The 22,629-nt window shown below is 43.0% G+C and carries 19 protein-coding genes and 1 pseudogene; 17 read left to right on the top strand and 3 right to left on the bottom strand.

All coding sequences use genetic code 11. The annotated features are described in order from the left end of the window. Positions 1–121: 121 nt before the first annotated feature. From KQP79_RS17445 to KQP79_RS17470, 6 genes are all read left to right on the top strand, one after another. Positions 122–2,524 carry a glycoside hydrolase family 127 protein gene (locus tag KQP79_RS17445; protein ID WP_061448675.1) on the top strand — a complete coding sequence of 801 codons (2,403 nt, stop codon included), beginning with the start codon at positions 122–124 and terminating at the stop codon, positions 2,522–2,524. A gap of 20 nt (positions 2,525–2,544) precedes the next feature. Beyond that, the gene (locus KQP79_RS17450) at positions 2,545–4,089 is read left to right on the top strand and encodes an alpha-N-arabinofuranosidase (RefSeq protein WP_061448676.1); all 1,545 of its coding nucleotides are present in this window, start codon (positions 2,545–2,547) and stop codon (positions 4,087–4,089) included. 142 nt (positions 4,090–4,231) lie between these two features. Further along, on the top strand, positions 4,232–6,241 hold the full coding sequence (locus KQP79_RS17455; RefSeq protein WP_061448677.1) for a transketolase family protein: 2,010 nt from the start codon (positions 4,232–4,234) through the stop codon (positions 6,239–6,241). Next, positions 6,241–6,675 (top strand): ribose 5-phosphate isomerase B, encoded by a 435-nt coding sequence (gene rpiB, locus KQP79_RS17460; protein WP_061448678.1) that lies wholly within the window; start codon positions 6,241–6,243, stop codon positions 6,673–6,675. Before KQP79_RS17455 ends, rpiB begins: the two co-directional genes overlap by 1 nt. A gap of 150 nt (positions 6,676–6,825) precedes the next feature. After that, positions 6,826–7,836, top strand: a complete 1,011-nt coding sequence (locus KQP79_RS17465; RefSeq protein ID WP_004319295.1) for a methylcobamide--CoM methyltransferase — start codon at positions 6,826–6,828, stop codon at positions 7,834–7,836. Then, on the top strand, positions 7,829–8,506 hold the full coding sequence (locus KQP79_RS17470; protein WP_004309180.1) for a vitamin B12 dependent-methionine synthase activation domain-containing protein: 678 nt from the start codon (positions 7,829–7,831) through the stop codon (positions 8,504–8,506). Before KQP79_RS17465 ends, KQP79_RS17470 begins: the two co-directional genes overlap by 8 nt. An 89-nt stretch (positions 8,507–8,595) precedes the next feature. Here KQP79_RS17470 and KQP79_RS17475 read toward each other — a convergent pair whose 3' ends face one another. From KQP79_RS17475 to KQP79_RS17485, 3 genes and pseudogenes are all read right to left on the bottom strand, one after another. Next, positions 8,596–10,167 (bottom strand): sodium:solute symporter, encoded by a 1,572-nt coding sequence (locus KQP79_RS17475; RefSeq protein ID WP_004309181.1) that lies wholly within the window; start codon positions 10,165–10,167, stop codon positions 8,596–8,598. Positions 10,168–10,299: 132 nt separating this feature from the next. Further along, positions 10,300–12,105 carry a corrinoid protein gene (locus tag KQP79_RS17480; protein WP_004309182.1) on the bottom strand — a complete coding sequence of 602 codons (1,806 nt, stop codon included), beginning with the start codon at positions 12,103–12,105 and terminating at the stop codon, positions 10,300–10,302. A gap of 1 nt (position 12,106) precedes the next feature. After that, positions 12,107–13,732, bottom strand: a pseudogene (locus KQP79_RS17485) (alpha-xylosidase); the annotation flags it as partial. 203 nt (positions 13,733–13,935) lie between these two features. On the opposite strand from KQP79_RS17485, the gene KQP79_RS17490 reads away from it, so the two are divergent. From KQP79_RS17490 to KQP79_RS17535, 11 genes are all read left to right on the top strand, one after another. Beyond that, entirely contained in the window at positions 13,936–14,481 is a 546-nt protein-coding gene (locus tag KQP79_RS17490) for a helix-turn-helix domain-containing protein (RefSeq protein WP_005818824.1), read from the top strand. Further along, positions 14,478–15,740 (top strand): site-specific integrase, encoded by a 1,263-nt coding sequence (locus KQP79_RS17495; protein WP_005818825.1) that lies wholly within the window; start codon positions 14,478–14,480, stop codon positions 15,738–15,740. The genes KQP79_RS17490 and KQP79_RS17495 overlap by 4 nt, the downstream gene beginning before the upstream one ends. 314 nt (positions 15,741–16,054) lie before the next feature. After that, a complete protein-coding gene (mads1, locus tag KQP79_RS17500) occupies positions 16,055–16,408 on the top strand; it encodes a methylation-associated defense system helix-turn-helix domain-containing protein MAD1 (protein WP_004313943.1) in 354 nt (117 codons plus the stop codon). After that, complete coding sequence (locus KQP79_RS17505) at positions 16,405–17,004, top strand: BT4734/BF3469 family protein (RefSeq protein WP_004313940.1); 600 nt, start codon at positions 16,405–16,407, stop codon at positions 17,002–17,004. Before mads1 ends, KQP79_RS17505 begins: the two co-directional genes overlap by 4 nt. Continuing rightward, positions 16,955–18,757 carry a DUF3987 domain-containing protein gene (locus KQP79_RS17510; protein ID WP_004313939.1) on the top strand — a complete coding sequence of 601 codons (1,803 nt, stop codon included), beginning with the start codon at positions 16,955–16,957 and terminating at the stop codon, positions 18,755–18,757. Before KQP79_RS17505 ends, KQP79_RS17510 begins: the two co-directional genes overlap by 50 nt. Positions 18,758–18,858: 101 nt before the next feature. Continuing rightward, positions 18,859–19,227, top strand: a complete 369-nt coding sequence (locus tag KQP79_RS17515) for a MobC family plasmid mobilization relaxosome protein (protein ID WP_004313937.1) — start codon at positions 18,859–18,861, stop codon at positions 19,225–19,227. After that, positions 19,211–20,110, top strand: coding sequence for a relaxase/mobilization nuclease domain-containing protein (locus tag KQP79_RS17520; RefSeq protein WP_061448680.1), 900 nt, complete (start codon positions 19,211–19,213; stop codon positions 20,108–20,110). Before KQP79_RS17515 ends, KQP79_RS17520 begins: the two co-directional genes overlap by 17 nt. Further along, entirely contained in the window at positions 20,110–20,757 is a 648-nt protein-coding gene (locus KQP79_RS17525; RefSeq protein ID WP_004313932.1) for a hypothetical protein, read from the top strand. The genes KQP79_RS17520 and KQP79_RS17525 overlap by 1 nt, the downstream gene beginning before the upstream one ends. 107 nt (positions 20,758–20,864) lie before the next feature. Further along, positions 20,865–21,518: a master DNA invertase Mpi family serine-type recombinase gene (locus KQP79_RS17530; RefSeq protein WP_005818830.1), complete on the top strand. Its 654-nt coding sequence runs from the start codon at positions 20,865–20,867 to the stop codon at positions 21,516–21,518. Continuing rightward, positions 21,502–21,750 (top strand): Eco57I restriction-modification methylase domain-containing protein, encoded by a 249-nt coding sequence (locus KQP79_RS26040; RefSeq protein ID WP_413541948.1) that lies wholly within the window; start codon positions 21,502–21,504, stop codon positions 21,748–21,750. The genes KQP79_RS17530 and KQP79_RS26040 overlap by 17 nt, the downstream gene beginning before the upstream one ends. Positions 21,751–21,829: 79 nt before the next feature. After that, positions 21,830–22,627, top strand: coding sequence for a hypothetical protein (locus KQP79_RS17535; RefSeq protein ID WP_032811503.1), 798 nt, complete (start codon positions 21,830–21,832; stop codon positions 22,625–22,627). The last annotated feature ends 2 nt before the right edge of the window (positions 22,628–22,629 follow it).

A 22,629-nucleotide genomic window follows, 5' to 3' on the forward strand; every position in this document is an offset into this window, starting at 1 on the left:
GTTGTTCATCAGAGATTGCCGATAAATCGCTGTTTATCAAGAGCCAATTCTAACTAAGTATTAACATTAATTATCTCCACCCCTCTCCTCTTTTGGAGAGGGAGATGGGGAGACTATTATCATGAAAACCACCTCGTTCATACTTGCACTTGTCCTGTCCACCTCACTGGCCAAAGCTCAAAACGCTCCACAGGTGTCTTACTTCCCTTTACAAAATGTGAAACTATTGGATAGTCCGTTTCTGCAAGCTCAACAGACTGATCTACATTACATACTTGCATTAGACCCCGACCGTCTGCTCGCTCCTTTTCTCCGCGAAGCAGGGTTACAGCCTAAAGCCCCCAGCTACACCAATTGGGAAAATACCGGATTGGACGGACATATCGGCGGACATTATTTATCCGCACTTTCCATGATGTATGCCGCCACCGGAGATACCGCAGTCTATAATCGCCTCAACTACATGCTGAATGAGTTGAATCGGGCACAGCAAACTGTCGGCACAGGATTCATCGGAGGAACTCCGGGAAGCCTTCAACTTTGGAAAGATATAAAAGCAGGAAAGATCCGTGCCGGAGGTTTCGACCTTAACGGCAAATGGGTACCTTTATACAATATACATAAGACTTACGCCGGATTGCGGGATGCATATATCTATGCAGGAAGCGACCTTGCACACCAAATGCTTATCGCTTTTACAGACTGGATGATCGATATCACTTCCGGCTTGAGTGACGAACAAATGCAGGATATGCTTCGTAGCGAACATGGCGGATTAAACGAAACGTTCGCTGACGTGGCCGAAATCACAGGCGACAAGAAGTATCTGGAACTGGCACGCCGTTTCTCTCACAAGCTTATCTTAGACCCGCTTATCAAAGAGGAAGACAAATTGACGGGGATGCACGCCAACACACAGATTCCGAAAGTGATCGGCTACAAGCGAATAGCCGAACTTTCACAAGACGACAAGAATTGGAATCATGCTGCAGAGTGGGATCATGCCGCCCGTTTTTTCTGGAACACGGTAGTCAATCACCGTTCTGTCTGCATCGGAGGAAATAGTGTACGCGAACATTTCCATCCGTCGGATAACTTCACGTCCATGCTGAACGACGTTCAAGGACCGGAGACCTGTAATACTTACAACATGCTCCGTCTTACCAAAATGCTTTATCAGAATTCTCACAATCCGAATCAAACAAACGAACCTGATCCCAACTACGTAAACTATTACGAACGTGCGCTTTACAATCATATTCTAGCGTCACAAGAGCCGGATAAAGGTGGATTTGTCTACTTCACTCCCATGCGTCCGGGACACTATCGTGTGTACTCACAACCGGAAACATCAATGTGGTGCTGTGTAGGTTCAGGCTTGGAGAATCATACCAAATACGGTGAATTTATCTATGCGTATCGGAAAGACACTCTTTATGTCAATCTCTTCATTCCTTCACAACTGACCTGGAAAGAGCAAGGCATTATTTTGACACAGGAAACCCGTTTCCCCGATGACGGCAAGGTAACTTTACGAATAGATGAAGCGCCTAAGAAAAAACGTACTTTAATGATACGTATTCCGGAATGGGCGAACCAATCCAAAGGATATAGCATCAGCATCAATGGAAAAAGAAAAATGTTCGTTATGGCAAAAGGTAACCAGTATCTTCCTCTCTCCCGCAAATGGAAAAAAGGAGATGTCATTACTTTCCACTTGCCTATGAAAGTCAGCGTGGAACAAATTCCCGACAAGAAAGATTATTATGCTTTCTTATATGGTCCGATCGTTCTTGCAGCTTCCACAGGCACTGAACATCTTGATGGTTTATATGCCGATGACAGCCGTGGCGGACATATCGCTCATGGCAAACAAATTCCTTTGCAAGAAGTCCCGATGCTGATAGGAAATCCAGATTCAATCTGCAAATCTCTTCAGAAAGAACAGAATAGCCGGATTACTTTCAGCTATAACGGAGAGGTTTATCCTGCACAAGGCAAAGCATTGGAACTCGTCCCGTTCTTCCGCCTGCACAATTCCCGTTATGCCGTTTATTTCCGGCAGGCAAGCGAAGAGCAGTTTAAAGCGATTCAGGAAGAGATGGCAACGGCTGAACGAAAAGCAACGGAATTAGCTAATCAAACCATTGACCTGATCTTCCCCGGCGAACAGCAGCCGGAGTCTGACCATGGCATCCAGTATGAGCAGGCAGAAACAGGGACGAATAAAGACCGGCATTTCCGACGTGCCAAAGGTTGGTTCGGCTATCAGCTGAAAGTGAAAGAGGAAGCAAGCCGCATACTGATTACAATACGGAAAGATGACCGCAATAAAGTGGCTATTCTTTTGAATAACGAAAAGTTGGCTGTTCATCCGACTATCAGTGAAGCAGATAAAGACGGTTTCATTACTCTTTCTTATGTTCTGCCTCAAAAACTGAATACGGGTAGTTGTCCGATACGTTTTATCCCTGACGGGACGGAATGGACCTCTGCCGTTTATGAAGTTCGTTTACTAAAATAATCATTAAACAAATACCATTTATGAAAGCAAAACTATTAGTCAGCACGGCTTTTCTGGCAGCATCCGTATCTCTTTCTGCACAAAAGAGTGCTACCATAACCGTACATGCCGATCAAGGCAAAGAAATCATACCGAAGGAAATTTACGGCCAGTTTGCCGAACACCTGGGTTCATGTATCTACGGCGGTCTTTGGGTAGGCGAAAACTCGGATATTCCCAATATCAAGGGATATCGCACAGACGTATTCAATGCACTGAAAGACTTGTCCGTTCCCGTTCTTCGCTGGCCGGGCGGATGCTTTGCCGATGAATACCACTGGATGGACGGCATTGGTCCGAAAGAGAACCGTCCGAAGATGGTGAACAACAACTGGGGCGGTACCATTGAAGATAACAGTTTCGGAACGCACGAGTTTTTGAATCTTTGCGAAATGCTGGGTTGCGAACCATACGTGAGTGGAAATGTAGGTAGCGGCACAGTGGAAGAGCTTGCCAAATGGGTGGAATATATGACTTCTGACGGAGACTCGCCTATGGCTAACCTTCGCCGTAAGAATGGTCGCGACAAAGCATGGAAATTGAAATATCTCGGCGTAGGAAATGAAAGCTGGGGGTGCGGTGGCAGCATGCGTCCGGAATATTACGCAGACTTATATCGTCGTTATTCTACTTATTGCCGCAATTATGACGGCAACCGTCTGTTCAAGATTGCCAGTGGCGCAAGTGACTATGATTACAAATGGACAGATGTATTGATGAATCGTGTAGGACACCGGATGGACGGTCTTTCTCTACACTATTATACCGTAACCGGATGGAGTGGCAGCAAAGGATCAGCCACTCAATTCAACAAGGATGATTATTACTGGACGATGGGCAAATGTCTGGAAGTGGAAGATGTACTCAAGAAACATTGTACCATCATGGACAAATATGACAAGGACAAGAAAATCGCTCTCTTACTGGACGAATGGGGAACCTGGTGGGATGAGGAACCCGGAACCATCAAAGGACATCTGTATCAGCAGAACACACTTCGTGATGCTTTCGTAGCTTCTTTGAGCCTTGACGTATTCCACAAATACACCGACCGCTTGAAGATGGCAAATATCGCACAGATTGTCAACGTACTTCAATCGATGATTCTGACGAAAGACAAAGAAATGGTGTTGACGCCTACTTATTATGTCTTCAAGATGTATAAAGTACACCAGGATGCCACTTATCTTCCTATCGACCTGACTTGCGAAAAGATAAGTGTACGTGATAACCGCACTGTACCGATGGTGAGCGCCACAGCTTCCAAAAATAAAGATGGGGTGATCCATATTTCTCTTTCCAATGTAGATGCTGATGAAGCGCAGGAAATCACCATCAATCTGGGTGATACGAAAGCAAAAAAAGCTGTCGGAGAGATTCTGACCTCTGAAAAACTGACCGATTACAATTCTTTTGAAAAACCTAATATTGTAAAACCGGCACCTTTCAAAGAGGTAAAAATCAATAAAGGTACAATGAAGGTAAAACTTCCTGCTAAGTCCATTGTTACTTTAGAGTTACAGTAATTTTAGAGTAATTACTTATTGTATCACAAACAAGAAGACCGTAAAATTGTCGATAAAAAAGATAGCTCTTTTGGATTGTTAAATCCACATAAAGAGTTATCTTTGCGAACAATCTGACAGAAATCAATTAAATTTTAATGATATGAACGATAACAAACTTATGAATCGTGCAGCGGATAACATCCGTATTCTTGCTGCTTCAATGGTTGAGAAAGCCAATTCCGGTCACCCGGGTGGCGCCATGGGTGGTGCTGATTTTGTAAATGTACTCTTCTCTGAGTTTCTAGTATACGATCCTGAAAATCCCCGTTGGGAAGGACGTGACCGCTTCTTCCTCGACCCGGGCCACATGTCTCCGATGCTTTATTCTACGTTGGCATTGACAGGAAAATTCACACTGGACGAGCTGAAAGAATTCCGTCAATGGGGAAGCCCTACTCCGGGACATCCTGAAGTGGACATCATGCGTGGCATCGAAAACACTTCCGGTCCGCTGGGACAAGGACACACTTTTGCAGTAGGTGCTGCTATCGCTGCCAAATTCTTGAAAGCCCGTTTCGACGAGGTGATGAATCAGACCATTTACGCTTACATCTCTGACGGTGGTATTCAGGAAGAAATCTCTCAAGGTTCCGGACGTATTGCCGGTGCACTGGGATTGGACAACCTGATTATGTTCTATGATTCCAACGATATTCAGCTTTCTACAGAAACGAAAGACGTAACCGTTGAAGATACTGCCATGAAATATGAGGCATGGGGATGGAACGTACTTAATATCAACGGTAATGATCCTGACGAAATCCGTGCGGCAATCAAAGAAGCACAGGCTGAAAAAGAACGTCCGACACTAATTATCGGTAAAACCGTAATGGGTAAAGGTGCACGCAAGGCAGACGGCAGCAGCTATGAAGCTAACTGCGCTACACACGGTGCTCCTCTCGGCGGCGACGCTTATGTAAATACAATCAAGAATCTGGGTGGTGATCCTACTAACCCGTTCGTTATATTCCCGGAAGTAGCCGAACTGTATGCAAAAAGAGCAGAAGAGCTGAAGAAAATTGTAGCTGAAAAATATGCTGCAAAAGCTGCATGGGCGAAAGCAAACCCGGAACTGGCTGCAAAACTGGAACTCTTCTTCTCGGGCAAAGCTCCGAAAGTTGACTGGGCTGCTATCGAACAGAAAGCAGGTAGCGCTACTCGTGCTGCATCTGCAACCGTATTGGGCGCACTTGCCACACAGGTAGAAAACATGATCGTTGCTTCGGCCGACCTTTCTAACTCTGACAAGACTGACGGTTTCCTGAAAAAGACTCATTCTTTCAAGAAAGGTGATTTCAGCGGAGCATTCTTCCAGGCAGGTGTATCTGAATTGTCAATGGCTTGTATCTGTATCGGTATGTCTCTCCACGGTGGTGTGATCGCTGCTTGCGGTACATTCTTCGTATTCTCCGATTACATGAAACCTGCCGTACGTATGGCTGCTTTGATGGAACAACCGGTGAAATTCATCTGGACACACGACGCATTCCGCGTAGGTGAAGACGGTCCTACTCACGAACCGGTAGAACAGGAAGCTCAAATCCGCCTGATGGAAAAACTGAAAAATCATAAGGGACACAACTCTATGTTGGTACTTCGTCCGGCTGATGCAGAAGAGACAACCATCGCTTGGAAACTTGCTATGGAAAATATGTCTACTCCGACAGGATTGATCTTTTCTCGTCAGAATATTGCCAATTTACCGACAGGAACAGATTACGAACAGGCAGCCAAGGGTGCTTATATCGTAGCAGGTTCCGACGAAAATCCGGATGTTATCCTGGTGGCTTCAGGTTCTGAAGTAGCTACATTGGTAGCCGGCACAGAGTTGCTTCGCAAAGATGGCGTGAAGGTACGCATTGTATCTGCTCCGTCTGAAGGTCTGTTCCGCAACCAACCGAAAGAATATCAGGAAGCTATTCTTCCGGCAGATGCGAAGATTTTCGGTATGACTGCCGGTCTGCCTGTCACTCTTCAAGGTCTGGTAGGTTGCCACGGTAAAGTTTGGGGATTGGAATCTTTCGGTTTCTCTGCTCCTTACACAGTGTTGGATGAGAAACTTGGATTTACTGCCGAGAACGTATATAACCAAGTAAAAGCAATGCTCTAATGAAAACAATCGGATTAGCATGCGACCATGCCGGTTTTGAACTGAAAGAATATATTCGCGGCTGGCTGGAAGCAAAAGGCTGGGCTTACAAGGATTTCGGAACTAACTCTACCGCAAGCGTAGACTATCCGGATTATGCTCATCCGCTGGCTCTTGCAGTGGAATCGGGAGAATGTTATCCCGGTATCGCTATCTGCGGCAGTGGAAACGGAATCAATATGACGCTGAACAAGCACCAAGGGGTTCGTGCCGCTCTCTGCTGGAATGCAGAAATCGCACACCTGGCTCGTCAGCACAATGACGCTAATGTACTGGTTATGCCGGGACGCTTCATCAGCACTGAAGAAGCGGACATGATTTTGACAGAGTTCTTCTCTACCAAATTTGACGGCGGACGCCATCAGAACCGTATTGATAAGATTCCGGTAAAATAAAGCTCGAAGATAAATCAAATAGGTGTAAAGCTGTTCTTCTTTTTGAAGGACAGCTTTATTTTTATACCGGTATAAGATTTTATCATATACGAGATTACAAAAGAAGAGCAACTTCGTCTTTATTACAAGACGATATTAAAAACTGAAATTATGGGTAAACTGAATATGAAAGAATGGATCTGCCAAACGATCCAACGTAAGGAAACGATTGCAATTCCGATCATGACACATCCGGGTATCGAATTTATCGGGAAAACGGTGCATGATGCGGTAACAAACGGACAGGTTCATTATGAGGCTATCAAAGCTCTTTGTGACAAGTATCCGGCTGCGGCAGCAACCGTTATCATGGATCTGACGGTAGAAGCGGAAGCTTTCGGGGCAGAGATTATCTTTCCGAAAAATGAGGTGCCCAGTGTGTCCGGCCGTTTACTGGCGGATGAAGCTGCTATTGAAAAGCTGGAAGTTCCGGCGTTGAATAAAGGAAGAATCCCGGAATATCTTAAAGCAAATATGCTGACAGCCAGAAATATTACAGACCGCCCGGTTTTTGCCGGTTGCATCGGTCCTTATTCGCTGGCCGGACGTTTGTATGATATGTCGGAAATCATGATGCTGATTTATATTAATCCCGATGCAGCCAATACGTTGTTAAGAAAATGCAGTGATTTCATCACCCGCTATTGTATGGCATTGAAAGCAACCGGTGTGAACGGTGTAATCATGGCTGAACCTGCTGCGGGATTGTTATCCAACGAAGATTGCCTGCAATATTCTTCTTTATTTGTGAAAGAAATAGTAGAGAAGGTACAGGATGATCACTTTGCCGTAGTACTTCATAATTGCGGAAACACAGGGAATTGCACGCAAGCGATGGTTTATACCGGTGCAGCCGCTTACCACTTCGGGAATAAAATTAAGATGGAGGAAGCGTTGAAAGAGGTTCCGACCGATGCACTGGCAATGGGAAATCTGGACCCGGTGAGTCTTTTCAAGATGGCAGGCCCGGAAACTATGAAAGAAGCGACTTTGCAACTATTAGAAGCTACTCGTGCATATCCCAACTTCGTATTGTCAAGTGGTTGTGATATTCCACCCCTCACACCTTCAGCAAATATAGACGCATTTTATGCCGCATTGGAAGAATTCAATAATGTTTGAACAGGAACTCACTTATCAGAAACTACAGATCCCATCACTCGAAATTTACGAGGCGATGGGATATAAAGATTCTATGCCGGATGGAATGGTTATAGAGGAAATAAATACTTTACTGGACCGTACCACTCCCCTTCTTCGTCCCCGTTTTTTCTTTTTCATCGCCGATGGACTGCTCGACACCGAAAAAGCAACATTGACAGTAAAAGATACGGTTCTCTCAATCGGTAAAACCATTACCCGCCAATTACGGGGTTCGGAAGCTTTTGCCTTTTTTACCGCAACTGCCGGAGTTGAATTTGAGGAGTTCCAACATCTCCTCCAGCAAGAGGATGACATGGTGAAAATATATATAGCAGATTCATTGGGGAGCATCATTGCAGAAAAGGCTGCTGATTGCATGGAAGAGGAGTTGGCTGTATTTATCGAAAAAAGAGGTTGGAAACACACTAATAGGTACAGCCCCGGTTATTGCGGATGGCACGTATCGGAACAACAAAAACTATTCTCCTTATTTCCGGTTGCTTCGCCTTGTGGTATTCAGTTGACTGATTCCAGTCTGATGATTCCCATCAAATCTGTAAGTGGTATTATTGGAGTGGGTTCTCATGTCCGTAAGCTGGAATATACTTGCGGGCTGTGTACGTACGAAAATTGTTTTCGCAGAAAATAGTTTCACCACAGAGGACGCAGAGGACACAGAGATTATTATCTAATAATAAAAGACTCTGTGTCCTCTGCGTCCTCTGTGGTGAATAAAAACTAGTGGCCATTGAAGAAGATGTAAAGCCCGATCATAGTCACAATAAGTAATCCCCATAGGATAAGAACAATTCGTGCAGGTTTGTCCTCTATCTTTTCCATATTCAAGATGCCCAATTGCGGAGACTTATCCCACAGGCTGACTACTATCATGCCTATTCCGATGATAACGAATAAGTAGAAGGAAAGCAGCATAAAATGAGGCCACGCATTATATTGTTCGGCCGGAAATACCCATAAATACAAAATTCCCACTCCGATACTGAACACAGTTCCCAATGTCAGAGCCATATTAGCTGCCAGAGTAGTGGTGCGTTTCCAGAACACGCCAAAGAGAAATACAGCTGCCATCGGAGGAGCTATAAATCCCAGTACAGACTGGAAAACATTAAATAGATTCAGTCCCTTGATGCTGTCGATCGCTATGGTTATTATCACAGAAATCAGTGCACCGACTACCGTAACCACTTGTCCCACTCTGATAATCTCTTTCTGCTTGGCCTGCGGTCGGATTTTCTTCACATAGATATCCATCGTGAATACCGTACTTAATGCATTCAATGCAGAGCCGACAGTACTTACCAATGCTGCTGTCAATACAGCCAATACCAAGCCGACCATTCCTGTCGGGAACAAATGAGTCACCATTGTCATATAAGCCTCATCGGGATTCTCCAATTGTGGGAATAAAGCGAGGCAGATAATGCCGGGAAGAATGTAAAGAGGTACATCTAATATTTTCAACCATCCGGTAAAGTTGGTTCCCATCTGTCCTTCTTTGAGATTCTTGGCAGCAAGAACCGGTTGCACCATCGACTGATCCGTACACCAAAACCAAACTCCCATAATAGGATAACCCAGGATAATAGGTAGCCAGGGAAAAGCCGGGTCATCATTTGGATGGAAAAGATTCCAGTAATCCGCCGGAACGGCATCCACCAGTGCTCCTACACCACCCACTTTATAGATTCCCATGATGGCCAGTGTGGCTGATACTACAATCAACAGTATCATTTGATATACATTCGTGTAGGCCACAGCTTTCAGTCCGCCGAGCATCGTGAAGAAAGCGGAGGTGACAAGTAACAGCAATGCCGATTTCCACATAGGAATATCGAAGACCTGACGGATCAGGACTCCACCGGCAAATAAAGTCAATGCAAGCCATGAAATAAGAATGGTAATAATGGTATACCAGGCAAGGATGTTACGAGTAGATTGCCCGAAACGTTTTCCCATAAATTCGGGCAATGTCGTAATGCGACTACCCAAATATCGGGGAGCAAAGACAAAAGCAAGCAGACATATAAAGACAAATGCATACCAGGCATAATTCCCCGAAACAATACCAGTAGTAAATCCGGCACTTGCGGAAGCTATCAACATGGAAGGTCCGACATTTGTCCCCCACATAGAGAAGCCGATATGATACCATCTCAACGAATTCTCCGCAAGGAAAAGACTACTCCCTTTTTTTCGTTTAGAACTTGCCCATATACCAATAGCTATCAAAATAAGGAAGTAGGCAATCAGAATACTCCAATCTAATGTCTCTAAGAATTTCACATGCATAATTCAAGTATTAAATAAGTAACATAAGTTTAAATCTAATTTTCTTTAGGCAAGGATTACATGGATTTCACGGTTTTAATAGGCTATGTAATTAAGAGCCGTGTTGATCCGTGCAATCCGTGCCTTTTTATTCTATTTTTTATTTCCAATCAGTTCTTTGGCAACTGCTACGGCTGTATTCGCATTATCACTATATCCGTCCGCACCGATTTCGTCAGCAAACCCCTGACTGACGGGTGCTCCGCCAATCATCACTTTCACCTGATTACGAATACCGGCCTCTTCCAATGCCTGAATAACCTCTTTCATATACGTCATGGTAGTAGTCAGCAATGCGCTCATGCACAAGATGTCAGCATGGTTTTCCTTCACAGCTTCCACAAACTTGTCACAAGTCACATCAATACCAATATTTATGACTTCAAAGCCGCACCCCTCCAGCATGGAAGCCACCAGGTTTTTACCAATATCATGGAGATCTCCTTTCACTGTACCGATGACAATCTTACCGATTGTAGTGGAAGCACTTCCTGCCAATAAAGGTTTCAGTAGTTCCAAAGCCCCTTTCATGGCACGTCCTGCCATCAACAGTTGGGGAACAAAAGCCTTTCCATCCTGGAAACGTTGTCCCACTTCGCCCATTGCTTTAATCATATAATTATTGATAATCATTTGGGGAGCTATTCCTTCCGCAATGGCTTGCCGGGTGATTTCAACCGCAGGTTCCAGTTTCCCGGCAACAATGGCTTCATACAGAGGTTTCAGTTTATCCTCTTGCTGGTGTTGTTCTTCCCGTATACAAATACGTTCCTGTCCGGTAGTTGCCAAGTCGGCATCCTGTTGATGTTCATTGGTATTTACAGAGGTAGAAGAACCAGTATATTCTTCAACAATCCGCATAGCCTGTTCCACTTCCTTTTCGTTATGGAAATCCATTTCCAAATGTACACCGTCCGCGCCGATATGATCCAATAGGGGTTTTAGTTCGTCTAATGTCACCCAGCAAGCCATCACGCTCTTTCCGCCTGCCAGAATCTTCTTATACAAATCGTACCATTTGGGAGATCCTCCTTGTGGTTCGCCCACTCCGGGAGTCCATTGAATCGCATTCAATTCTTCAATTTCAAGCAAGGCAGGCAGGTGATGCATGGCTCCCACTCCATCCAGATGATAAAGGGTATAATCAATCTTCTGACATTGTTCACGAATAAAAGGTTGCACAAACCGGCGATAATCATCCTGACTAATCATGGTCGAAATATCACTTTGCAATTTACTCATCTTTCCGGGAGCCCAGGACGAGAAATAACAGAAAGCCATCTCGTCGCCTTCACGGATGATGTCGTATAGTTCATCAAATACTTTGAAGTAGATGTCGTTGATTTGCTGCATCTGTTGTTCCAAGATTTCGGGCTGCATCACTGTGTCCAGTAATACCCTATCCGTTCCTTTCAGTGCGGCCAGGACATCCAGTCCTTCCATCAGGTCGGGCATACCGACAAAGTAGTGTCCGTTGGCTTTCGCTTTGCAGGCTTTCAGGAGTTCTTTATGAAGAATCCAGTTCGGGTGTTCGGGGTTAAAGACTATTTCATCGGTGAAATCCGGGTTGGGATGAATCCAAATGGTGTCTTCCCCGCCTTCAAACACTCCGCCTAAAATGGCGGCTAGAGAACCGGGACCCAGTTGGGTATTCGCAACCGGAAGAATATCGGCCTTCAGACTGCTGTGCGCCACATACCAATCCAGATATTCCGCTCTCCATTGAGGGTCGAACCACTTTTGTGACAGGTCTTTTGCCGGTGCGGGAGGCGTTATCTCTGCATGTGGTTGCACTCCTTCCTGGAAGTGCTCCCACATATTGAGAATGATTCCTTTATGGTTCCACCAATTTATATAACGTTGTTTTGTTTCTTCTAAATTACTCTTCCATGTTTTCATACTATACTAAATTAATTAATTTTCTACCACAATCTATCATAGTCCAAAATCCTTTATAATCATTATCTATGCGTAAAGCCATGCTCTTGCTTAAATCCATTTCATCCGTACAGTCCACGTCTTCCGGATAGATGGGTATCACGGCATTTGCACGCACATATACGGGCATTTCTTCCAATGGAACGTATACGTCTTTCAGCCAGCATGCTCCTTCCAGACGTTCTCCCGTAAAGAAGTTCACCCATTTTCCTTCGGGAAGATAGATATCCCGACGGTTCTCGCTGTTCATCACCGGAGCTACCAGGAAATCATTGCCGAAATAGTATTCATCATCCACATGCCAACAAAGTTTATCTTCCGGATGATGCAGAATGAGTGCCTGCAAGAGCGGATAGCCGCTTTCTATGGCTAGTTTACTTTGTTCTATGATGTATGGAATGAGCGAATAACGCAATTTCCACCACTTTTTCACCAACGGAGCTATGGCCGGATAGTGCCAGGGTTCACGCTTATTGGTTCCGTGATAACGGATATGCGATGTGAATACGCCGAATTGAGTCCAACGCATGTACACATCATCTGCTACTACCGAGTTCATAAAATTGGGCAATGTATGGAAGCCGGGAACATCATGGCTCCAAAAAGCAAATCCCGACAGACCGAAATGCAGACCGCCTTTCAGAGAACCTGCCATTCCATCCCAAGAGCTACATGAATCGCCTCCCCAATGCAAAGGATAACGCTGGCATCCCGCCCATGCGGAACGTGCCCAGACAATGCCGTCACCTGTCACTTCTTTCGTAATTTCGTAAGCGGCCTTTTGATAAAGCAGAGCATACAGGTTGTTCAACAATTCCGGCTTCATGCCTTTATAGAGGGCGTCCATGTGAATGTTTTCACCGAAATCGGTTTTGATACAGGTTACTCCCATATCCAGGAGTTGTTTCAATAGTCCTTTGTACCATTCGGTTGCTTTCGGGTAAGTAAAGTCGATTGTTCCGGCATAATCCAGGGCGGAGAAGTTGGAACCATCGGTCGCTTGTTGTTTGGTCAATGGGGCTATATAATCATTGGCTCTGGCTTCATCAATCTGCTCTGCATTTTCCGCAACGTATGGAAGTTGCCATAAAGAGACACGATAGCCGTTCTTTTTCAACCGCCCGATGAATCCTTTCGGATCGGGAAACCGTTCTTCATTGAATTTCCATTCGCAGAGCCAATCGGTACGGAACCAGCCCGTATCCAGATGAATTACATCACAGGGATAGTGTTCGGCACGCATGCGGTCGCATATTTCGTCTACTTCATCGGCACTGAAATAAGTCATACGGCTCATCCAAACGCCAAAACTCCAAAGAGGAGGCATAGACGGATAGCCGGTCAGGTCACGATAACCGCGAAGAATATCTTCCATCGTATCACCGCCTATTACAAATACATCCAACAATGCCTGGTCGCTTAGAAACTGGACGGAACGGGTGGAATGTCCGGTCAGCGAGAGCTTGCTATGAGCACATGTATGGTAGAATGTTCCATACATGCGGCTGGATAGATAGAAGGGGATATTCTTATAAGTACGCCGATTATTGACTCCTTGCCCGTCCTGGTTTTTCAGGAAGTCAAATGATTCCGATAAGGATACAGATAATAAACAATAAGCAAAAGCGTGCAGCTCAATGAGTTGCACGCTTTTTGCGTTTATGGGGGTCATGGTTGCTATGTGTTTTCTATGGGCTTTTTTATCTCTTATTTGCGACATGTTTGCGACACGTCTTATTTGGCGATAAGGTACAACTTAAATTGATATAAACCATTTAAAACGAGAAGAATATGCCAAGAGGAAATTACATCATTCAAAGAAGTTGCGAGGAGTGCGGTAAAATCTTTACTCCTCCGACATTAGTGTCGAAGTATTGTTGCCCTGCTTGTTCCAAGAGGGCGTATAAGAAAAGACAAATCGCAAAAGAGAAAGAAGCGATACGCCAAGCACTGATTAGACGAATACCATCCAGTAAGGGGTATCTAACCGTAAAGGAAGCTATGCTGATTTACGGAATTAGTAAAGACGTTCTTTATCGTATGATACGGCAAGGCTTGATACCGTCATACAATTTTGGTCAGCGTCTGATACGCCTTAGTCGGCAGTATATGGATGAACACTTCAAAACAAAGGCAGGGAGTAGAAAGAGAAAAAAGGAGGCATTGTCCTTTGAACCCAAAGATTGTTACACCATCGGAGAGATCGCAAAGAAGTTCCATATCAATGACAGCAGTGTGTTTAAGCACATGCGCCGTCATTCTATTCCTACACGCCAAATCGGTAACTATGTTTATGTTCCCAAATCTGAAATTGATAAATTGTATAAGTCGTTATGAAGAAAGCATTACCCAATACCAAAGTGACCGTCAAACTCAGAAGGTCGAATTATAAAGAAGAGTGGTATCTGATTATAGAGTCATACCCAGTGTATAAGCGAGGTTCTAAACGGGCAAGCCGTGTGGTGGAATCTATCAACAGAACTATATCCACACCCATTTGGGATAAGTCATCCATAGCACGAATCTTGCCGGATGGAACATTCAACTATAAGCCTAAACGTGATTTGAATGGAATTATCCAATGCCGTTCAACGATAGACCAAGAGGCTTGCATCTATGCCGACAATGTGCGGAAGTTACGGCAGCATGAATACGATAGTGCCATCCTATACACTGATAAGGAAAACGAAATCGCTGCACAGAATGAGCGGAGCGAACAGGATTTTATCAAGTATTTCAATCGTATTATAAGCACACGTCATCCCAATAGTTCCGATTCGATTATAGTCAACTGGAGGCGTGTAGGTGAATTATTGAAAATGTATTCACAAGGGCAACCAATTCCATTCAAGGCGATTTCCGTTAAACTGCTTGAAGATATAAAGATGTTCCTTCTCCGTGCTCCAATGGGAGGGAATAAGAAAGGTACTATCTCACAAAACACGGCATCAACCTATTTTTCCATACTTAAAGCCGGACTGAAACAGGCGTTCATTGATGAATATCTGACCGTTGATATAAGCGCGAAAGTAAAGGGAATAACAAACATAGAGAAGCCTCGTGTTGCGCTTACCATGAATGAAGTGCAAATGTTGGTTGATACTCCTTGCAAGGATGATGTTTTGAAACGTGCGTTCTTGTTCTCTATTCTCACTGGATTGCGGCATAGTGATATTCAAACTTTGAAATGGAAACAAATTCAGCAAACAAGCAAAGGTACATGGCAAGCAGTAGTAATTCAGCAAAAGACAAAAAGGCCCGATTACAAGCCAGTCATTCAACAGGCACTTCAACTATGCGGCATACGTCCAGACGATGATGAAGCACTTGTTTTTGAAGGATTGACTGATGCCTCTTGGATTTCTCGCCCGTTGAAAGTCTGGATAGAAGCATCCGGTATCAAGAAGCACATCACCTTCCATTGTGGGCGGCATAGCTATGCTTCGCTGTTGCTGGAAAATGGCGTTGACATATACACCATCAAGTCTTTGATGGGACATACTAACGTCAAAACCACGCAGATTTATACGCATATTGTAAACGAACAAAAAGAGAAAGCCGCCAATACACTGCATATAGAAAATTTGGATTTATAGGTTGTGGTGGTTATATCCACCATTGAGCACCAACGACTTATGTAATACCAATCATATACTTACCACCGTTTACCCCTCATGAAGCATCAACTTTTTGAGGGGTATTTTGTAGTATAGAGGTGTTCAGTAAAGAATGTGTTAGTCCAAACAGTCGTTTATTCCCCTTTTATTATGTTGCCCAATAAATTTTCGTATTAATGAAACTTAAATCTGTCAGTGGTAAATGAGCGGTTGATTGGTGGCGGTCAAGCACCTATTTAGCACCTATAAGCATCCCTATACTTTTGTGGCATAAATTTTAATACGAAGAAAAAATGGCCTATAAAGTAAATTCATTGGAGGAAATGCCGAATGCGTTGTCCTACCTGATTGAGTCCGTAGAAGTACTGCAATCTAAAGTGAATGCCTTGCAGCATAAACAGGCAAGTAACTCACCCAAGTGGATGGATATAGATGAGCTTTGCGCTTATCTGCCATCACATCCTGCCAAACAAACGGTTTATGGATGGGTGTCAACCAAACAGATTCCCGTACATAAAATAAACAAGGCTTTGGCTTTCCTGCAATCAGAGATTGACGATTGGCTGAAGAACAAATCGCACAAGACCCAAGATGACTTAATGGAAGAAGCCAGACGATTTGTCGAATCTAAAAAGATTATCAGATGATGGAAACGACCGACTATTGCTTTTCATTCTTTCGCAAGCCCATTCAAAACATCGAACCGATGAGGGCTATAGGTATTGTGGATGTGTATCGTTATGTCATCGGACATTATGCCCAACCACAAACCGAGAACCTGCGGCAGATGCAGTCCTCTCCCGAAGCCAAAAGGTACAAAGCCACCCATTTTGACTATTGTACTTTTTCGGGATTATTCCGAAAACGGAATGAAAAGGAACTGATTATGCACTCAGGATTGATGTGTTTGGATTTCGATCATGTGGATAACATAGGGAGGTTAAAGCAACAATTACTTAACCATGAGTATTTTGATACAGAACTGTTATTTGTCAGTCCATCCGGTAATGGATTGAAGTGGATAATACCTGTTGATTTGAAAGGCTGGGAACATTCCCGGTACTTCAAGGCTGTTACCAACTGTATCAAAGCGACAGGTTTGCCATTGGTGGATATGTCCGGCAGTGATGTGGCTCGTTCATGCTTCTTACCCTACGACCCACAAGCATATATTAACCCTAAATACAAAGATGATGTCGAAGAAAATATTTTCCGCCCAAGATTGGGAGAATGTCCCTTCTGAAATACAACAGGCACATACACCAAGTATTGCCCCTATATATAATAAGGTGGAGGATGATGTGGAAAGTGTTGTTCGGGAGATAGAACAGTGTGCCATTGATATAGCCCCTCATTATAAAGATTGGGTGGAGTTGGGCTTTGCGCTTGTGGATGGATTGGGAGAGAACGGGCGGGAGTATTACCACCGCATCAGCAGGTTTTACCCTACCTATCAAAAGGAAGAAACGGATAAACAATACACGCATTGTCTGCACTCCAAAGGGCAAGGCATTACTATCCGTTCTTTCTTCCATTTGGCAAATCAAGCTGGAATCTCATTGGCTCCGTTCTTCAAAGAGCATTTATCCATTTTGCCAAATATCCAAAATGGTAAAACGGGTAAATGGATAAAATCAGAAGAAGAACTTCCTACATTTCCTGAATGTGTGTTTGAGCATCTTCCTCCTTTTCTAAATGAGGTTGTCAATAATTCCATTTCGGTAGATGACCGTGATACGATATTAATCGGGGCTATTGTGTGTTTGTCGGTATGCTTTCATAATGTTTGTGGCGTGTACGATGAACGCATTGTTTATCCCAACCTCTATCTGTTTGTTGTAGCGGATGCCGGTATGGGAAAAGGAGCATTGACTCTATGCCGTGAATTGGTAGCCCCCATCAACCGCCATTTGCATGAACTTTCCAAACGATTGGAACAGGAATATAAAGAAGCAATGAACACATATATTAAAGGTAAGAAAACCGATGGAATGGCTATGCCAACTGAACCGCCCATGCGTATGCTCGTGATTCCAGCCAATAGTAGCGCAAGCTCTTTCTTGAAGATATTAGGAGATAATGACGGAATCGGGCTGCTGTTTGAATCGGAGGGCGACACGTTAAGTCAGACTTTGAAATCGGACTACGGCAATTACTCCGATGTGTTGCGAAAGGCATTCCATCATGAATTGGTAAGTTTGAGTAGGCGTAAGGATAGAGAGTATTGTGAAGTAGCCAATCCGAGAGTATCGGTAGCTTTGGCTGGAACTCCAGAACAGGTAAGAAGATTGATACCTGATGCAGAGAACGGATTGATGAGTCGCTTTTGTTTCTATATTATCCGCTTCAAACGAGGTATAAGAAATGTGTTTGCCACAAGCGACATTTCCCAATCCAAGAATGCCATGTTCAAACTGTTGGGAGATAAATTCTGCCATTTACATGAGAATTTTGTACGGCAGGGTAATTATTCCTTTTCTCTTCCCTCTGATTTACAGGAACACTTTATTGAATATCTCAGTCGGGTGAATGAGGAATGTTGTGACGAAGTGGATAACAAGATGCAAGGAGTAGTCAGACGGATGGGACTGATTGCTTATCGTATAATGATGGTGTTGACCGTTGTCCGACATTTGGATAATGTGATTCACAAATCTTCTTCTGACGAGACTGTACAATTGGTTTGCCATGAGTTTGACTATTCCGTAGCCATGAGTATTTGCGACACCCTGCTTTATCATGCCGTATTCATTTATCAGAATTTGTCAGGAAATCAGTCTAAACGATTCAATACCGTTTCGCAAGAGACAGGCGTTTATGCACGAAGGAACACCCTTTATAATATGTTGCCTGACACTTTCACAAAGAAAGATTATGATGCGGCGGTTTTAACTTTGGGCGAGAATGGAAGTACGGCAAACAAGTGGATAGAAGCCTTTATCAAAGATGGCAAACTAAGCCGAATAGAACAAGGGAAATATAGGAAGATTTTTTGAGTGGCAAGTTTGTGTTTTAGTGTCACTAAAACCTATGCGGCAAGCGGATAGAACAGCCACTCTCAAAAAATCAATTTATGAACATAAAAGTTTAGATAAGTATGAAGGATAAGAAACTTGGTGGTCGCCCTAAGTTGGCGAGTTATCAGAAACGCACGAAATGTTTTCGGGTAATGTTTACCGAGAACGACTACATTTATATCCAATCCAAAGCGGAGCAGGCTGGATTGTCTGTCAATGAATTTTGCCATCAGGCTGCAATGGATTGTCAAGTCTGTCAACGCATCAGTCCTGAAATGGTATCGGCTATTCGTGACCTTTCCGGTATCGCCAATAATGTCAATCAGATTGCCCACCAGATGCACACTTATGGTTTGGAAGCTGTCAAGCAACAATGCTTCTCAATCATATCAGAAGTCAATAGAATCATCACCCAAGTGAAGAACAACTGCCATGATAGCAAAGATTAAAACAAGAACCGATTTTGGAGGAATAGTGAATTACGCCAATGACCAAAAGAACAAGAAAAAGAGTGCCACACTTTTGGCACACGAAGGAGTCTGCACCATTAGTAATAAAGCCATCGCTGATTTTTTTCAGATACAAGCATCCATGCGCCCGAAAGTAAAAAGTCCGGTGAAACACGTATCACTTGCTTTTTCTTCGCAAGACATTAGCCGTTTTCCCGATAATGAAGAAGGAGATGCGCTGATGGTGGAGATTGCCAAGAAATGGATGGAACAAATGGGGATTCGTAATACTCAATATATCATAGCCCGGCATCACGACACGAAACATCCTCATTGCCATTTGGTATTCAATCGGATAGACAATGAAGGCAATCTTATTTCTGACAGCAATGAAAGAATATGCAATGCAAAAGTTTGTCGTGCTTTGACTAAAGAGTATGGATTTTACTTTGCCCCTAAAAATAGTAAAGCCAGAAATAAAAGTCGTTTGCGTCCTCACCAATTACGGAAGTATAATCTTCGTTCTTCAGTTCTTGATGCGCAGGTAAATTCTCGTTCTTGGAATGACTTTATTAGTACGCTCAAAGGTCAGGGCATAGATATGCGTTTTAATCATGCTGAGAACTCTGATAAAATTCGTGGTATATCCTTTTGTATGGATGAATTTAGCATTGCTGGTTCTAAACTTGACCGTGATTTGAGCTTCAACAACCTTTGCACTATGTTGGGTGATGTAGCTGCGGAACTGATTATTCAACCCCATCAAGTCATAACTCCCGGTGGAGGTGGAGGAACCAACAATGAACAAGGCGGGCGGGATGATAAAGACAAGGATAACCAAAGAAGCGAACCTTTTTATAAACCTTCAAAACGTAGAAGATAATGAAAGAAGATGTAATAGCTGCAAATCTTGCAAATTTGCGCCAAAGTATCAGTGAACTGAAAGAGTGTATTGAAAAACAGAATGTCACTGTTTCTAAATCGGAACAATCTGTAAAAGTGGAATTTGATGAAAAGACCATTTATACTGGAATTGCCAAAAGTTTCTGTACTTGCTGGAATGAAGCCTTGTCTGTGATCAAGAAACATATCTGGCAACAGCAGCCTAACACATTGCCGTTTTCGCTATGGTTTCCGAAACTCATTGATTTATTCAAGCAGAAGTCCAAACTTCTTGAATATCTTTATCGGCACGTTTGCGATTACAATCAGAATCGTATAACTATCGAAACTAATACCCGATGTATATTGAAACGGCAGGATGAGATATTAGCAAAAATCAATGAATTGAAAAGCCCTGTAACCGTTATTCCACCTAATATCAGTGGGTTGTTTATATATGGCTATCATATTAAGCTACGATATGTCATGGTCTTCATTGTCGTTATTATGATATGGGCCGTTGCTGTTTCTGTTAGTAGTATGAAGTATAAGGAAGAGAGCTTTGCGTATTATTCTATGTATAGGGCAGTGAAGGAACAGAATCAGAACTTGATAGAAAAGCAGATAGCAATAAAAGGGGAAAATTAGTATATGCTTCTACGTATATACTGTTTGCTCCAATTTATCCCTTTACATTTTAATCAATTGTGAAGGAATTTTTTATATTGGTGTATATTAATATAATTTTAAGAGTTATGATTTACGGATACATTAGAGTAAGCAGTGACAAACAAACTGTAGAAAACCAACGTTTTGAGATAAGTAATTTCTGTAATAATAATGAGTTGACAATTGGCGATTGGATTGAAGAAACTATTAGTGGAACGAAAAATTACACAAAACGACAGCTTGGACGTTTACTGCGTAAAGTACGCAAAGATGATATTATCATCTGTAGTGAGCTTTCACGTCTTGGACGCAATCTTTTTATGATTATGGAAATCTTGAATATCTGTATGACAAAAGAATGTAAGGTATGGACAATTAAAGATAACTATAGACTTGGGGAAGATATACAAAGTAAAGTCCTTGCCTTTGCTTTCGGATTGTCAGCTGAGATTGAACGCAATCTTATCAGTCAACGTACAAAAGAGGCGTTAGCGAGAAAAAAAGCAGAAGGGGCAATGCTCGGACATTGTCGTGGCTTTCGTTGTAGACTTAATCCCAAATGTGCCAACAAGCACGATTATATTGTAAAAGAATTGGCTAAAGGAACAGAAAAAACAGTTATATCTAAAAGATTGAAAGTATCAAAAACTACATTATATCGTTATCTCGTTTATACGGGGCTTCATTTGCCTATAAACTGTCAACAAGAAGGATGGGAAGAGTATGGTATCTATCATTGATTTCTATGTACTACAGAAGCGACCCTCAAAAAAGGGCTTCGATATTGTCATTGGCAATCCACCGTACGGAGCGAAATACGACAACCAAACAAAGAGGTATTATAAGAATACCTATGTGACGGCAAATAGCATCCGAGGATTACAGAAGGGGTCTCTTGATACATATACACTATTCNTACGAGATCAGCCTCGGTCTCGTGGGCTCGGAGATGTGTATAAGAGACAGGCTTAGGAAGAATGGGAGTTTTGCCTATATCGTTCCAATATCCTTGACATCAAGTGATTCCCTAACAGGCGTACACCGTCTTTTGATGGGAAACTGTGATACCATATACATATCATCGTATGCAGTACGTCCTAAGCCTGTTTTTGAGAACGCTGTAGTAAACACTTCGATACTTCTTTTTAAGAAGACTGAAACGCCATGTCAGTATCTTTTCTCAACCAAGATGCACAGAAGAGGGAATGAGTTTGAATTACAAAGGCTCATTGATAATTTGCAATTTGTTGATGTGAAAGGGCAAACACTTTATGGTCGTATTCCAAAGATAGGTTCTGAAATAGAGAAAACCATCTTAAACAAACTCTTCAACTATACAAAGTTAGGATCTCTTATCAAGACTTCAGGGAGTCCAATCATATATAGGTTTGCAGGAGGGCGATATTTCAAAGTCGTAACAAATTATAGTACCGGTTCATCAGCAGAGAGAACTATCTATTTCGCTAATTCCAAAATCGCAGATGCTGTTGGCTGCATACTCAGTAGCAGTTTGTCATTTTGGTTCTATCAGATCTTTTCTGATAATTTAAATTGGAAGACATACGAGATAGAGAATTTCACAGTTCCACAGCTCTCAGCTGAGGATATTGACTATCTTGACAAGTTGTATTCTCGTTATCTTTCTGACATAGAGGCAAAAGCTAATATCAGAATAACTTCTGGAGAGTCCACCTATAATGTTGATTCATTCAAGGAATACAAAATTGTACGCTCCAAAGCCATCATTGATGAGATAGATGACTACATCTGTCCGCTATACGGATTGACGCAGGAGGAAACCGATTTTATCAAAAATTACGAATTAGAATTTAGGTTGGCTGGAGAATGAAT

This window comes from Bacteroides sp. DH3716P, assembly GCF_025914115.1.
Lineage (GTDB): Bacteria > Bacteroidota > Bacteroidia > Bacteroidales > Bacteroidaceae > Bacteroides > Bacteroides ovatus.

Bases quoted from the DNA above. Each gene is read 5' to 3' on its own strand.
- KQP79_RS17445 (WP_061448675.1), top strand. From the start codon at position 122: ATGAAAACCACCTCGTTCATACTTGCACTTGTCCTGTCCACCTCACTG.
- KQP79_RS17450 (WP_061448676.1), top strand. From the start codon at position 2,545: ATGAAAGCAAAACTATTAGTCAGCACGGCTTTTCTGGCAGCATCCGTA.
- KQP79_RS17455 (WP_061448677.1), top strand. From the start codon at position 4,232: ATGAACGATAACAAACTTATGAATCGTGCAGCGGATAACATCCGTATT.
- rpiB (WP_061448678.1), top strand. From the start codon at position 6,241: ATGAAAACAATCGGATTAGCATGCGACCATGCCGGTTTTGAACTGAAA.
- KQP79_RS17465 (WP_004319295.1), top strand. From the start codon at position 6,826: ATGGGTAAACTGAATATGAAAGAATGGATCTGCCAAACGATCCAACGT.
- KQP79_RS17470 (WP_004309180.1), top strand. From the start codon at position 7,829: ATGTTTGAACAGGAACTCACTTATCAGAAACTACAGATCCCATCACTC.
- KQP79_RS17475 (WP_004309181.1), bottom strand. From the start codon at position 10,167: ATGCATGTGAAATTCTTAGAGACATTAGATTGGAGTATTCTGATTGCC.
- KQP79_RS17480 (WP_004309182.1), bottom strand. From the start codon at position 12,105: ATGAAAACATGGAAGAGTAATTTAGAAGAAACAAAACAACGTTATATA.
- KQP79_RS17490 (WP_005818824.1), top strand. From the start codon at position 13,936: ATGCCAAGAGGAAATTACATCATTCAAAGAAGTTGCGAGGAGTGCGGT.
- KQP79_RS17495 (WP_005818825.1), top strand. From the start codon at position 14,478: ATGAAGAAAGCATTACCCAATACCAAAGTGACCGTCAAACTCAGAAGG.
- mads1 (WP_004313943.1), top strand. From the start codon at position 16,055: ATGGCCTATAAAGTAAATTCATTGGAGGAAATGCCGAATGCGTTGTCC.
- KQP79_RS17505 (WP_004313940.1), top strand. From the start codon at position 16,405: ATGATGGAAACGACCGACTATTGCTTTTCATTCTTTCGCAAGCCCATT.
- KQP79_RS17510 (WP_004313939.1), top strand. From the start codon at position 16,955: ATGTCGAAGAAAATATTTTCCGCCCAAGATTGGGAGAATGTCCCTTCT.
- KQP79_RS17515 (WP_004313937.1), top strand. From the start codon at position 18,859: ATGAAGGATAAGAAACTTGGTGGTCGCCCTAAGTTGGCGAGTTATCAG.
- KQP79_RS17520 (WP_061448680.1), top strand. From the start codon at position 19,211: ATGATAGCAAAGATTAAAACAAGAACCGATTTTGGAGGAATAGTGAAT.
- KQP79_RS17525 (WP_004313932.1), top strand. From the start codon at position 20,110: ATGAAAGAAGATGTAATAGCTGCAAATCTTGCAAATTTGCGCCAAAGT.
- KQP79_RS17530 (WP_005818830.1), top strand. From the start codon at position 20,865: ATGATTTACGGATACATTAGAGTAAGCAGTGACAAACAAACTGTAGAA.
- KQP79_RS17535 (WP_032811503.1), top strand. From the start codon at position 21,830: ATGGGAAACTGTGATACCATATACATATCATCGTATGCAGTACGTCCT.